The organism is Aquirhabdus parva (assembly GCF_003351745.1).
In the GTDB taxonomy this organism is placed as follows: Bacteria; Pseudomonadota; Gammaproteobacteria; order Pseudomonadales; family Moraxellaceae; genus Aquirhabdus; species Aquirhabdus parva.
In genome coordinates this window covers 321923-336687 of the sequence record NZ_CP031222.1, presented here as the reverse complement: position 1 = coordinate 336687, position 14765 = coordinate 321923, and the positions used below count along the sequence as shown (strand labels likewise).

Below are 14765 nucleotides of genomic sequence, written 5' to 3'. Positions count from 1 at the left end.
GATGTTCTGAGACGATGACTCCCGCCAAATGTAGGGATTAGATTGCAACCATGGCGCGGATATTTTTTTCCTGCATCTCTGCACCAGGTCCACTGGCAACCACCTCACCACGTGCCATCACGATATAAGCATCCGCAAGCTCCTCAGCAAAGTCGTAGAACTGCTCGACCAAAATAATCGCCATATCCCCACGATCCGCAAGCTTACGAATCACACGTCCAATGTCTTTAATGATGGAAGGCTGAATCCCTTCCGTTGGTTCATCCAGAATGAGTACTTTGGGCTCAGCCGCAAGCGCACGGGCAATCGCCAATTGCTGCTGCTGCCCACCTGACAAATCCCCACCGCGGCGATGCTTCATTTCCAATAAAACAGGAAATAGCTCATACAAATACTCAGGAACTTTCGATGATTTTTTGGCGGAAAACCGCGCCATCCCGATTAGAATATTTTCTTCGACCGTCAGCATCGAGAAAATCTCACGCCCCTGCGGCACATAGGCCAATCCTTCGCGGACGCGATTCTCTGGGGTTAGTGTTTGAATCTCATTTTGATTCAAACTGATCGTGCCGCTCTTTATCGGGAGTTGACCCATGAGGCATTTCAACAGGGTCGATTTCCCCACACCATTGCGGCCCAACACTACCGTACACTTGCCGATCTCAGCCGTGATCGACACATCGCGCAGAATATGACTACCACCATAAAATTGATTTAAGCCTTTTATTTCTAACATATAATTGAGACCTCTATCTATTTTCTAAACACGGGTTAGCGACCCAAATATTTTTCAATCACATCACTATTGGCCTGAACACTGGCAAGCGTTCCTTCCGCCAAAACTTGCCCTGCGGCAAGCACCGTAACTTTCTCACTGATACGATCAATGAAGCTCATGTCATGCTCAACCACGATCAACGTGTGGTTTTTCTTCAGTTCCAGACATAGTTCAGCCGTGAGCTCAGTTTCATAATCTGTCATGCCTGCCACGGGCTCATCCAAAAGAATCAGATGCGGCTTTTGCATCAGCAGCATACCGATCTCAAGCCATTGCTTCTGCCCATGCGACAATAGACCCGCTTGTTTATTGCGGAACTCTCCAAGACGCGTCATCTCAAGCGAGGCTTCAATATTGGCTTGTGTTTCGCCTGATAATTTACCGAACAGACTTTTGCGTACCGTTTTATCTTTGGGCGCAGCCAGCAGTAAATTTTCCAACACTGAAAAGGCCTCAAATACCGTTGGTTTCTGAAATTTACGCCCGATCCCGGCCTCTGCAATTTCTTCAGTACTCATTTTGGAGAGATCATGGTGCTGTCCGAAGAAAGCAGTGCCCGATGTTGGACGAGTTTTTCCAGTGATCACATCCATTAACGTGGTTTTCCCCGCGCCATTGGGACCTATGATGCAGCGAAGCTCCCCTTCATCGATATATAACGACAAATCGGTTAATGCACGGAAACCATCAAAATCGACATTTACTTTCTCTAAGTAAAGCGCCACGCCGTGGCGCATATCTACGCCATTGGTTTTAAAGTTTATTCCCGTTTCATCACCAATCAGCAGGTCTTGCTCCGCGTATATAGCATTGGCATTGGAAGGTTTGCTTGTCTGTTGCAGTGCATGTTGTGCAGTCATCATCTTTATTTACCCTCACGCTTTGCAAAAAACTTGCTGTGTTGCAGTTGTTTAAACAAGCCAACGATGCCGTATGGCAGAAACAAGGTCACCACAATGAATAATCCACCCAGCAGCAATAACCAGACTTCTGGATAAGCCACGGTAAAATAGCTCTTTGCCGCATTCACAATCCCAGCACCCAGCAACGGTCCAATCAATGTGCCACGCCCACCCATAGCGACCCAAACTGCCATCTCGATTGAATTGGATGCCCCCATCTCACTGGGATTGATGATCCCGACTTGTGGCACATAGAGCGCACCCGCAATCCCAGCGATCACGGCAGATAATGTCCAAGCCGTGAGCTTGTACCACTGGGTGCGATATCCCAAAAAGCGCAGACGATTCTCACTATCGCGAACAGCACCGAGCACACGCCCAAAAGGAAGCGACATCAGATAGCGCAATCCGACAAAACACAGCATCAAGGACACGGCAGTCAACATACAAAGCACGACACGCGTGGTTGGTGAAGTAATCGAATACCCCATGATCGTGGTGAAACCGGTAAAGCCATTGTTTCCGCCAAATCCTGTCTCATTACGAAAGAACAGTAAGGTCGCCGCAAACGTCATGGCTTGGGTGATGATGGAGAAATAAACGCCTTTGATTTTTGAACGAAATGCAAAGTAGCCAAAAATGAATGCAACTAAACCCGGAACGAGAATCACCAATAAACTTGCCCACCACAAGTGCTGAGAACCTGTCCAATACCAAGGTAAGGCTTTCCAGTCGAGGAACACCATAAACGGTGGTAATGCATCTGGAGATGCTTCACGCATCAGATACATCCCGAAGCAATACCCCCCAAGTGCAAAATATAAACCATGTCCCAGACTCAAAATACCCGCATAACCCCAGACCAAATCCAAGGCCAAAGCGACCAATGCAAAACACATAATCTTGCCCAGCAAGGTGATCCAGTAAGCGGACAGATAAAACGCTGAATCACTGGGCAACAGATGCAAAAGGGGTAAGAGCAGCAAAATCAAAAAGCTGACAGCAATACTTACAGCACCCCACTTATTGCCCGCAAATAGCTTCAAAACATTCGAGATGATCATCATTATTACTCCACGAATCGACCTTTCACCGCAAACAAACCTTGCGGACGACGTTGAATAAACAGAATAATCAAGCCTAATAACAATATTTTGGCGAGCACTGCACCCATCATCACTTCCAAGAACTTGCCGGATACACCAAGTCCAAATGCAGCCAGCATTGCCCCAAGCAACTGGCCCACTCCCCCCACCACCACAACTAAGAAGGCATCAACAATATAGTTCTGCCCAAGATCAGGGCCCACATTACCGATTTGCGATAACGCACAGCCCGCAAGACCCGCAAGGCCAGAACCCAGACCGAACGCGAGCATGTCGATACGACTTGAACGCACACCGATTGCACGTGCCATTTGACGGTTCTGTGTCACGGCACGGACAAACAATCCAAAACGTGTCCCTGAAATCAGCCACTTCACAGCAAGCAATACTGCAAGCGTAAAACCAATAATCGCAATGCGGCTATAAGGTAAGGTGAGTGAGGGGGATATGATGACCCCGCCACTCATCCAAGACGCATTGGCGACTTCAACGTTTTGCGCACCAAAAATCATGCGTACCAATTGCATTAGGATCAAACTCACCCCGAATGTCGCAAGCAAGGTCTCTAATTGACGGCCGTAGAGAGGGCGAATCACGATCCGCTCAATGATCATGCCAATGACCGCACTGACCAGAAATGCAGCAGGAATGGCAGCAAACAAATAACCATCGGCAATGCTCGGCAAATAATGATTGAATAATCCCTGCATCACGTAGGTGGTATAGGCGCCAATCATGATCAGCTCACCGTGCGCCATATTGATGACACCCAGCAAGCCATACGTAATCGCAAGTCCCAGTGCTGCAAGCAATAAAATACTTGCCATGCTTAAGCCTGAAAACAAATAACCGCCCCACTCACTGCCTTTGATCTTGAGCGCAATTTTGTGCTCGGCACTGGTTAGCGCCGCCTTGAGCGTTGGTGAAATGCTCGGATCAGCCAGTTTTTCTTGCACAAGATTAAGAATCTCTGGATCATTGCTGCTCGCCAAAGACTCCGCACCCGCAAGCTCGCGTTTGGCATCCCCTGAAGCCATATCTTTTTGGGCTTGAATGCGCGTCAGGATCGCAAGCACACTTGGCGCTTTTTCGACTTTAAGTCGCTCGGTCAAAATCGCATCATCGACGCTGAGCGGATCAGCCGCTAATGTTGTCGCCGCAGCTTGTCTGGTCGCCACATCTGCCGCCATAAGCCCTGCTTTGGCACGATGTTCATCTATCGCCGTCCGCATCGCATTATTCAAGCTGATCGCCGTTAATGCGTCTGCAGAAACATTAGCTTTTTGATCAGTCACATAGTCGGTAAACGTGCCATCACTTTGCATCAAATAGGCATGGCCTTTGGCATCGGCATAGAGCTGATCATTTTCAAGGGCGGTGAATAAATTCTCCAATGACGCCGGAGAATCAGGCCAATGTTCAATCAGTGCCATCTGCCCATCAAAATCAGCCAACACAAACTTCGACACCGGAGAGATTGCAACCGCGTCTACTGCTGTGCTTACAGGGGCAACGGGCGTGACGACGTCATCGGCAAAGACAGGCGACAAACAGCTGATAGATAACAAAAGGGTGAGCATGGGACGCAACATAATCTGCTCCAGACAATCAGGATATAAAATTCAAACGCAAAGATTTTTCACGCATCAATCAGTCGAGCATTCAAAAATCTTTCAAAAAAAAACCAGAGAGGTCAGTGCGTCAATCTCTCTGGTTTGCACAGGCAAAAACGCATAACTCAAAAAAAATCGTTAACTTCTACTCAAAATTAACTTATTTAGGAACGTAAGGACTCCATGGCTCAGCTCTAATCGTCGTTGGTGTCTTGTAGACCACGTTAAACTGACCATCGGCACGGACTTCACCAATCATGACGGGCTTATGCAGATGATGGTTAGTCTCATCCATGGTTAAGGTATAGCCAGATGGTGCTGCGAAAGACTGTCCAGCCATGGCATCACGTACTTTATCTACATTGGTTGTACCGGCTTTTTTCACCGCTTGGGCCCACATGTTGATCCCCACATAGGTCGCTTCCATCGGATCATTAGTCACGACTTTATCCGCATTAGGCACATTGTTTTTAGCAGCCCAAGCACGATATTTGGCAATAAACGCAGTGTTAACTGGATTCTTCACCGACATGAAGTAGTTCCATGCAGCAAGGTTACCCACCAAAGGCTTAGTATCGATACCACGCAACTCTTCTTCACCGACAGAGAATGCAACGACAGGAACCTGTGTTGATTTCAGACCTTGGTTACCCAATTCTTTGTAGAACGGTACGTTTGAGTCACCATTCACTGTTGAAATAACGGCAGTTTTCTTACCAACCGAAAATTTCTTGATATTGCCCACGATGGTTTGATAATCGCTGAAACCAAATGGGGTGTACACTTCCATAATGTCTGAATCAGCAACGCCTTTTGATTTCAGGAAGGCACGGAGAATCTTGTTGGTAGTCCGTGGATAGACGTAGTCTGTACCCAGTAGAAAGAAGCGTTTTGCACTGCCGCCTTTCGGACTCATCAAGTACTCAACCGCTGGAATCGCTTGCTGGTTTGGCGCAGCGCCAGTGTAGAAAATGTTTTTAGATAGTTCTTGGCCTTCATATTGCACAGGGTAGAACAGCAGGCCATTTAGCTCCTCAACGACAGGCAATACTGATTTACGGGATACAGAAGTCCAGCAACCAAAAATGACATCGACTTTATCTTTGGTGAGCAGTTGGCGGGTTTTCTCCGCGAACAGTGGCCAGTTAGAGGCAGGATCAACCACAACAGGTTCTAATTTTTTACCAAGCAAACCGCCTTTGGCATTAATTTCTTCAATTGCCATGAGCGCGGTATTTTTCAGAGAGGTTTCTGAAATCGCCATCGTGCCAGATAATGAATGTAACACCCCGACTTTAATAGTATCTGCAGCCTGAACCAGGCTTGTGCTTAATGCCAATGCGGTGGTGACTGCGGTCAGCATAAAATTACGACGACTTATCATGTTGTGATCACTCCGAATACTTGCTTTGATTGAATACGTACTTTGATTAAGTGTTACCCGAGCATATTGTTGCTGCTTGGTATAACCTTATGCGTAATTATGCTATCGAGCTATACGTCACTTACCGTATAGCCATGCGTAGAGGGAGTCGGCAATCTGTGCTTTTATCGTGCGTCGACCATGTAAAAGTAGCAACCCTGACCATGAGATGACTTAAAAAGAGTCCGTCAGACGATGCAAAATGTAATATTTATAAACCCTTAAACACTGATGGTTGTCCATGACTGTGAATGACGCACTAAATCATCAAGCTACAGAGAAGAAGCCCATCGCGCCGCAGCGAATTATCAAAATCAGGCGCGATTATAATATTTGGGTTGCTGATGAGACTCTAGAGGACTATGCGCTCCGCTTTACACCGCGTAGCATGCGTAAGTGGTCCATTGCCCGTGTTGCCAATACCGCTTATGGCGCGGTGGCCTTCTTAGCGCTTGAAGCGATTGGTGGCACAATTGCGTTGAACTACGGGTTTACCAATGCGGTATGCGCCATCTTGGTGGTATCGCTGATTATTTTCTTAAGCAGTTTGCCGATTAGCTATTACTGTTCGCGCTATGCCGTGGATATGGATTTGCTGACACGTGGTGCGGGTTTTGGTTATCTGGGTTCCACATTAACCTCACTGATCTACGCCTCCTTTACCTTTATTTTATTTGCCATCGAAGCATCGATCATGGCCATGGCGCTCAAGCTGTATTTTGATATGCCCTTGCCCATCGCCTATCTGGTCAGCGCCTTGGTCGTTGTGCCCATCGCGATGCGCGGCATCACCATGATTAGCCGCTTGCACGTATGGACATTACCGTTGTGGCTGATTTTAATGATCACGCCCTTTATATTTGTGTTGATTCAACATCCGACATTGATCAGTGAGGTCACCTCTTTTACGGGGTTCAACAGTGACCATACACCACGTGGAAACAATGCTTTCAACCTCCTATCCTTTGGCGCTGCATCGACGCTGATCTTTGCACTGATTGCGCAAGTGGGCGAGCAAGCCGACTATTTACGTTTTTTGCCTGAAAAGACCAAACAGAATAAATGGCGCTGGAACTTTGCCATGATGTTTGCAGGACCCGGCTGGATCTTCTTGGGTGTGCTGAAGATGCTAGGCGGAGTGCTGCTCATGTATCTGGCGCTGCAATATCACACGCCGATTGAACATGCCGCTGAACCTGCGCAAATGTATTGGATTGCCTATACCTTTATTTTTAGCAATCCCCAAGTTGCTCTTGCTGTGACCGTCTTACTGGTGGTGATTTCTCAGATCAAAATTAACGTGACCAATGCTTATGCAGGCTCCCTTGCATGGTCAAACTTCTTTTCTCGCCTCACCCATAGTCATCCGGGACGCGTGGTATGGCTCGTGTTTAACGTGCTGATCGCCATTTTGCTCATGGAAATGGGAGTATTTCGCGCGATTGAACAAGTGCTTGGCCTCTATGCCAATTTACCTATTGCCTGGATCGGTACTCTGGTCGCAGATCTAGTGATCAATAAACCGCTTGGTTTAAGCCCCAAAGGTATCGAATTTCGCCGGGCGTATCTCTTTGATGTCAACCCTGTGGGCGTGATTTCAATGGTGTTCGCCTCGATTTTATCGATTACGGCATTTTGCGGTGTTTTTGGTGAAACGGCTAAGGCCCTCGCCTCCTTTATCGCCTTGGGTAGCGCTATGCTCTGCACACCGCTGATTGCATGGCTCACGAAAGGTCGTTACTACATTGCGCGAAAGCGCCCTAGCCACCTGGCTGCTAATAGCAGTTGCTGTATTTGTGAAAAAACCTACGAATCTGAGGATATGGCACATTGTCCAGCCTATAGCGGTCCGATTTGCTCACTGTGCTGCTCACTGGATGTGCGCTGCCATGATCTGTGCAAACCCGACGCGCGGCTAGCGGTTCAATTCTCGGATGCAATGCGTAGATTCTTACCGCGTTCAGTTGCCAGTAAAGTCAATACACGGCTCGGTATTTATATTCTGGTTGTGGTGACACTATCACTGATCATGGGTGCGATGCTGGGTTTACTCTATATTCAAGAGATCCAGTCCACAGGCGTATCCACATCCATCGTGCTTCAAGAGCAATTGCGCTTCTTATTTATCAAAATTTTTGCACTGCTGTTTGTCTTGATCTGTGTCGGTTCATGGTGGTTAACACTCACCCAAGAGAGTCGCAGCGTCGCCCAATCCGAATCCAATCGCCAAACCAGTCTGTTGATGGAAGAAATCAGTGCTCACCAAGAAACAGACACTCAGCTCCAAGCTGCTACCAAAAATGCCGACAGCGCCAACCGGGCAAAAAGTCGCTATATCACGGGCATAAGCCACGAGATTCGCACACCGCTGAACAGTATCTTGGGTTATGCCCAACTGTTGATGCAAGACAGCACCTTGTCTCATGAGAACAAGAAATCACTCGATATCATTAAACGTAGTGGCTCGCACCTCGTCTCGTTGGTTGATGGCCTTCTGGATCTCGCCAGCATTGAAAGTGGTAAATTGAAACTCGAAACAATCGAGATCAATTTGCCGATTTTCATCCAGCAGATTATCAGCATGTTTCAACCGCAGGCTGCTGATAAGGGCATCAGATTCATCAGCCATATCTCGGAGCAACTGCCGATCTTTGTCAGGGTGGACCAAAAACGACTCGAACAAATCCTGATTAATATCTTAGGCAACGCCATTAAATTTACCCAACAAGGCGAAGTCGTCCTCCGCGTTTACTATCGCTCGGTAACGGCAATCTTTGAAATTCAGGATTCCGGATGCGGCATTCCTGAACATGATTTACAGCGTATCTTTAGTCCGTTTGAACGTGGTGGGGGCATTTCAGCAAACTCTCCATCCGTAAGTGGTACGGGTCTGGGACTCACGATCTCTAAACTACTGACGGATTTACTCGGTGGGGAGCTCACGGTATCAAGCACCTTAGACGTGGGCAGTACGTTTCAGTTGCGTTTGTTCTTACCCGCAGTGCGTTTGCCTCAGCATATCCCGCTCGAAGATGTGACCGATATTTCAGGCTATCGCGGTGAACGCTTACGCATCTTGGTTGTAGATAACGAGCCTAATGATCGTGAGTTACTCTCTAAACTGCTCAGCAAACTGGGCTTTATCGTCCAAGAAGCCGTTTCAGGGATCGAATGCTTACGTCTTGTTGCCGAATTTCAGCCCGCTTTGATTATTATGGACATCAACATGCCGATGATGGATGGCTGGCAAACCAGTGAATTACTACGGCGTAACCATCTCAGCTTTGCACCGATATTAATCGTGTCTGCCAATGCCTTTGAACGCGGCAAAGAAAACTCCGCCGGAATTGCGGAAAGCGACTTCTTGGCAAAACCCATAGATTTCACTAAATTACTTGATAAAATTCATCGGGTTTTGGATCTCGAATGGATATCCCCTTCAAGCGCTACAGAAGACGCTCATCAAATCATCCATGACGCTGACTCTATTCAAGAAGAAGGTATTATCCCCTCTGAGGATCATATCCATCAGCGCGATACCCCCTCAGCGAGCCCTATAGATATCGATGTGGAGATTAAACATATTTTGAACCATGTTCTCTCTCAGGATGACCACCAATCACTTGTGGATCTGGCGCATATGGGTTATGTCCGCGGGCTACTCAATACCTTGGATCACATTGAAGCGCTGCAGCCGGAGGTACTTCCCCTGACCCGTCTACTGCGTGAATATGCCATTCATTTTCGATTTCCGGCATTGATTCGACTCTTAAAAACGGGGGAGCGTGAATGATAAGCTCCCTACCTAATCCTCATAATGCTGTGGTATTGATTGTGGATGATGCCCCCGAAAACCTCTCACTCTTGCATACGATGCTTGAGCAGGCGGGTTATACCGTATTGGTGGCAACCGATGGTCAAACGGCGCTTGAGCGTGTTGCCAAGTTCACCCCTGATGCGATCCTGCTGGATGCGTTGATGCCGGGTTTAAACGGGTTTGAAACCTGTCGTTTGCTAAAGACCAACCCTCTAACCCAATATATTCCAGTCATTTTTATGACAGGTCTGACGGAAAGTGAATATGTGGTTAATGGTTTTGAGGCAGGTGGTGTCGATTATGTCACTAAGCCTATCAGGCCCAGTGAAGTTTTGGCCAGGCTCGCAACTCATATCAAAAATTCACGCCTCGCCAGTCAAAACAGACAAGCCATCGATGCTGCAAAAGTTGCAATCCTAGCCGTATCACAAACCGGGAAATTACGTTGGCAAACCGATGCCGCCATGCATTTGCTTGCGCATTATGATTGGGCGGCGAGTTGGCAAAACAATGAGCCACCGCTAGAGATTTTTAATTGGCTTCAACAGCCCGAGCTCGAATCTCTAACCCTCAACTGGCAAGACCAACGCTTAATCTTGAGTAAACTCGGCGGGACAAACGACGGGACACAACTGATCTTACTCAAAGAAATCGATGCGCCTAAAGATATGACTCCCACGCCAGAACTCATCATGCAGATCTGTGGGCTCACCCACCGTGAAGCTGAAGTCATTCACTGGGTCACCTTAGGCAAAACCAACCGCGATATCGGAGAAATTCTCGAACTCAGCCCTCGTACTGTAAACAAGCACCTTGAGCATATTTTTACCAAATTGGGTGTAGAAACCCGAACGGCAGCAGCATCCATGATCGCCTCAAAGATTCGACAACGCGTGGACGCCATTTAAACGATGTCGTTGTCTACACGTTCTTTATTCAAAGGTATGGATGCGTAGCCCGGTTTTAAAACGCTTACAATGCTCTGCATAATGCAATGCGCTCATACGAATCATCGCTTCTACTGCTTCGCTCGCGGGTTTCACAATCTTACCCGGCGAGCCCATCACTATAGAGTTGTCAGGAATTACCATCCGCTCTGGAATCAGGGCATTCGCGCCAATGATGCAGTTTTTGCCGATGACTGCATGATTAAGGATTACCGCATTGATTCCGATCAAACTATTGTCGCCAATTTGGCAACCATGTAATGTCACTTGATGACCCACCGTTACGTATTGTCCAATGCTCAAGGTAATTCCAGCATCAGTATGCAGCACGGAATTTTCTTGAATATTACTAAAGTCGCCAATCTCAATCAGCGCGTTGTCGCCACGAATCACTGCACCAAACCAGACACTGACCGACTGACCTAATCGCACCTGCCCAATCACCGCTGCGCTGTCCGCAACCCACCCTTCCCATGCTGTTTCTGCAGAATCAACCGTAGTCGTGGGGCAATACTCTTCAAAACAATACAACATACACGCAACTCCATTTGAATCCGATAAACAGTAGTACTACCACGAGCGCACGATCAGACTAGACTCATCAGCGATGTCCGAAATAGCAGTCATTTCACATAAAAGATAGGCCAATCAATTTTTTTGCCTAGACCATACCGAACCAGATCGACCAAGATCCGTCCTGTTAAACCCCAAACCACTTCATTCTCCACCTGAAAACTGGGAACAACAAATGCGCCAGCTTTCATTTGTACACGGTATTGAGTGGGTTTTTCATTCAATAAAAAAGACAGACGCACGAAGAATAGTTTCTCAATTTCATCAGGCTGAGCCACCAATACTGCATCGCGCGGAATAACCCCAACAATCGGCTTCACACGCAAACCACTGCGTGCCTTTTGTGTCGGGAGCTCACCCAATAAACGCACTGAAAATGGGTCTAATGCCGTCTCTTCCCACGCCTCCCGCAGCGCCACAGCAATATTGCTGGTATCACTCGGATCGCGCTTGCCACCCGGAAAGGAAACCTCTCCCGCATGCTGATTCAAATGCACGGCTCGCTTAGACAACAAAATCTGTGGATCATCTTCATCCGTCATTGCCAATAACACTGCGGCATCGGCCATGGTACGATGCTTGGCAAAGCGCAGCTGTGACTCTAGGCGAGCCAATAACGATGATGCCGCTGCAGGCTCGGAATGCATGGTTCGATGACTTCTAAATTTAGGTAAAGTTAAGTATTTTTTCATATTTAAATCTTAAATTTATCCTTGAGTGCAAACTAGCAGTTTTTCGTTATTCTGACTTGATTTCATCTGCATTATCGCAGTTTATCGACTGGGTTTGCAGACAATAGTTCTGGGATTTTGAATGGTTGTTTGATATCGTTGACGGTCATCCAGAGTGACCAGATGCAGTGATGCAGGGTTGATTAGAAATGCCCGTTTTTAGGGCTAGGTTTAGGAACAGGCTTTATGTCTTTTTGTTTGAAATGTGGTCATGCAACCGAGAAAGCCATTCCCGCAGGTGACTCACACTACCGTGAGGTCTGTCCCAATTGTGGCTTCATTCACTACGAAAACCCCAAAATCATTTGCGGTGCGCTTGCCCTGTGGAAAGACAAAGTTCTGCTCTGCCGCCGTGCCATAGAGCCTCGTTACGGACTCTGGACACTGCCTGCTGGTTTTATGGAGCTACAAGAAACCATGGAACAGGGCGCTGCACGTGAAACTTGGGAGGAAGCCGAGGGCAAGGTTGCCATCGATCAGCTCTATTGCAGCTACAACATTCCCAGAATTGGGCAAGTCTATATGCTGTTCAAAGGACAGCTTGAAGAAGGGGCTTTTGGTGCTGGTGAAGAGAGCCTAGAGTGTGCATTATTTGATGAAGCCGATATCCCGTGGGACAGTCTGGCATTCCCCAGCATCTACCGCACGCTCAAGCATTACTACCATGACCGTAAGACCTATGACTTTGCTAAGGATCAAGTGCCATTTCATCTAGAAACGATTTCAGGTGACGATACCGTCATAGAGTAATCTATCCTACTCAACGCCACTCATAAAAAAAGAGACCGCTAAGGTCTCTTTTTTTAGGCCTATATTACTTACCTATAGGCTGTGCATAACACTGAGTCAACGCCATGGTTACAGTTCCTTTACTCCGCGCAGTAATCGCCGTATCAGTTGCAGCTTGAGTAGATTTCAACGAATTCCACGAATCATAAAAATTCGTGTATGCCGCTGGAAGTACACTTTGCTCACCAGTACTGACCACGGTGACAACACCTGTTTGTGAGTCTGTTGTTGTGACGTTGGTATTATCACTGATATTGATATTACGGCTTGAAATCCCTGCCACATTCACTTTGACAGAATTCACTTGGGAAATGATCGTGCTTAATGTACCGACTTGAATTCCATCTAAAGTGCCTGTAACCACACCGTTACTATCAAGTTGATCAAACTCATGACCACTCAGCATGATTAATGGACTGATATATAAGTTGTTGATGTTTGATACACCTTGGAAGGCCGCACCGATTAGACCAATACGCTTTTGCTGAGTAGGTTTGGTCGGATCAGCTGATGGGCTTAACAGTGTCGTTGGATCTGCAGGGCTGCAATCCTGTTTCATATCGGTAATGATATTACCATTCGCCAGAATCACAATGCCTTGGGTTCCAAGTACACAGCCCGCCGTACAATTGGTGGTATTGGTATAGTGAAACGTCAATGTGGCATACAATGGGAAAATCGCTTTATTTCCCGGACCGACATTCGATGCGGTTTTGAAGACTACAGGGTCTAAAAAACTGTCTACGCTTCGCGATTTGGTTAACGTCATGGTGCCGTTATAGTAACTGGGGTTGGAATTATTTCCTTGCTTCCAAGTCGCGATCTCGTTAACAGGCGCTGTGGCTGCCGGTGATGGCTGAGTCACGTTTTGCCATAACGTATTGTTTCCAACAATATACGTCCCACCGATCAAACGACCATTGGTAAATGTCGCTGTACCTAATAGGGTATTTGTCTGCGGTTGCCAAAACCCATTGGCATTCAGCGTGACTGCCTCGGGTTGCCAGACATAGTTGCTGTTCACAAAATTATTGACTGGATTTAAGAATGAAGGAGCGTTCACCGAACTATTACTTAAAGAGAGTCGCGTGAATCCTGATCCATTGGTCAATAAATTATAGGGGGTAGCTGTTCCTGTACTGTCTTTAGGCGAGGTATCACCATTCCACTCTGCACCCTGACCAATCAAGAATCCACTGCGATCAATCACGTTATACAGGCCTAATAATGCCTTATCATTGGTCGCGATCCCTGTAGCCTGCGTTGCGACATCCGCCCCACCCAGCAGACCACTCAAAATAAGCGCTGGCGAGGTGTAATACGAACCCGCTTGTAAGGCTTGTAAACCTTGATTTAGTCGCGCAGTTGCGTCGTCCTTCGAAATCAGTGTACGACCCAATTGCGTCAGGATCGGCTGAAAGGTATCGATAAACGTGCCGTTTGACATATCGGTTGCGGCGATATCTTTAGTGAGCGCGTTCATCGCATCTTTAACCGTGCTATCAAGCACTAAACGACTCGTTGGCTCGCTGGGATTATAGGAATAATTCGGACTTCTGAGCGTCTCAAGCAATTGGGTAATATTAACTGCACCCGCAGTAATGGTACCTATCGCAAGTGTTGAAGGTGGAACGAGATCATTAGGGGTAATACGAATCAGCGTCGCAACACCTCTTTTTAAGTTGTAGGTACCCAAGGTCACCTTATGTTTTGCATCGGTGGATTGTAAAAAGAAGGTGATATTTGAATTATTTTCGCAAGAGACGGTGCCTGTGGCATCTGTGATATTGTTGTATGTTCCGCAGGTATAATTAAGTCCTGCAACAGGAGAGTCGACAATAAACTGTGTCGTAATACATTTAGTCGTATCGGTACAAGCAACGATGCCTGTACTTGGTGAAACGGTAGGGTCCGCTAAGTTATTACTGCCTCCCCCACAAGCACTTAAAGCACCGGCCAAAGCCATGATCGACAATGCTGGTAATGCAACACGTCCAATCAATTGAGACTTCCCTTCATTCATCGGTTTATTTAAGTCCATTTTCATTAACCTCATCTCATCAATCATATAAATTACGAATTAAAA

At 47.1% G+C, this 14765-nt stretch carries 9 protein-coding genes and 2 pseudogenes; 3 read left to right on the top strand and 8 right to left on the bottom strand.

Annotated elements, in window-relative coordinates:
* Positions 1-37: 37 nt before the first annotated feature.
* The 5 genes and pseudogenes from urtE to urtA all read right to left on the bottom strand — a co-directional run.
* Positions 38-736, bottom strand: a complete 699-nt coding sequence (gene urtE, locus HYN46_RS01510) for an urea ABC transporter ATP-binding subunit UrtE (RefSeq protein WP_114897791.1) — start codon at positions 734-736, stop codon at positions 38-40.
* 35 nt (positions 737-771) lie between these two features.
* A pseudogene (gene urtD, locus HYN46_RS01505) lies at positions 772-1518 on the bottom strand (urea ABC transporter ATP-binding protein UrtD); the annotation flags it as partial.
* Positions 1519-1643: 125 nt separating this feature from the next.
* Positions 1644-2744: an urea ABC transporter permease subunit UrtC gene (urtC, locus tag HYN46_RS01500; RefSeq protein ID WP_114900515.1), complete on the bottom strand. Its 1101-nt coding sequence runs from the start codon at positions 2742-2744 to the stop codon at positions 1644-1646.
* 5 nt (positions 2745-2749) lie between these two features.
* Complete coding sequence (gene urtB, locus HYN46_RS01495; RefSeq protein ID WP_228254854.1) at positions 2750-4378, bottom strand: urea ABC transporter permease subunit UrtB; 1629 nt, start codon at positions 4376-4378, stop codon at positions 2750-2752.
* Positions 4379-4559: 181 nt separating this feature from the next.
* A pseudogene (gene urtA, locus HYN46_RS01490) lies at positions 4560-5708 on the bottom strand (urea ABC transporter substrate-binding protein); the annotation flags it as partial.
* Between the two features lie 355 nt (positions 5709-6063).
* Between urtA and HYN46_RS01485 the strand changes: the two are divergent.
* Together HYN46_RS01485 and HYN46_RS01480 are read left to right on the top strand one after the other, a co-directional pair.
* A complete protein-coding gene (locus HYN46_RS01485; protein WP_114897789.1) occupies positions 6064-9615 on the top strand; it encodes an ATP-binding protein in 3552 nt (1183 codons plus the stop codon).
* Positions 9612-10547 (top strand): response regulator transcription factor, encoded by a 936-nt coding sequence (locus HYN46_RS01480; protein ID WP_114897788.1) that lies wholly within the window; start codon positions 9612-9614, stop codon positions 10545-10547. Before HYN46_RS01485 ends, HYN46_RS01480 begins: the two co-directional genes overlap by 4 nt.
* A gap of 24 nt (positions 10548-10571) precedes the next feature.
* Here the strand turns inward: HYN46_RS01480 and HYN46_RS01475 are convergent, their stop codons facing one another.
* A complete protein-coding gene (locus tag HYN46_RS01475) occupies positions 10572-11120 on the bottom strand; it encodes a gamma carbonic anhydrase family protein (RefSeq protein ID WP_114897787.1) in 549 nt (182 codons plus the stop codon).
* An 89-nt stretch (positions 11121-11209) separates the two neighbouring features.
* Positions 11210-11806, bottom strand: a complete 597-nt coding sequence (locus HYN46_RS01470) for an NUDIX hydrolase (protein ID WP_114897786.1) — start codon at positions 11804-11806, stop codon at positions 11210-11212.
* A 270-nt stretch (positions 11807-12076) separates the two neighbouring features.
* On the opposite strand from HYN46_RS01470, the gene HYN46_RS01465 reads away from it, so the two are divergent.
* Positions 12077-12640, top strand: coding sequence for an NUDIX hydrolase (locus tag HYN46_RS01465; RefSeq protein WP_114897785.1), 564 nt, complete (start codon positions 12077-12079; stop codon positions 12638-12640).
* A gap of 64 nt (positions 12641-12704) precedes the next feature.
* Here HYN46_RS01465 and filF read toward each other — a convergent pair whose 3' ends face one another.
* Complete coding sequence (gene filF / locus HYN46_RS01460; protein ID WP_162818058.1) at positions 12705-14720, bottom strand: putative pilus system protein FilF; 2016 nt, start codon at positions 14718-14720, stop codon at positions 12705-12707.
* Positions 14721-14765 lie beyond the last annotated feature (45 nt).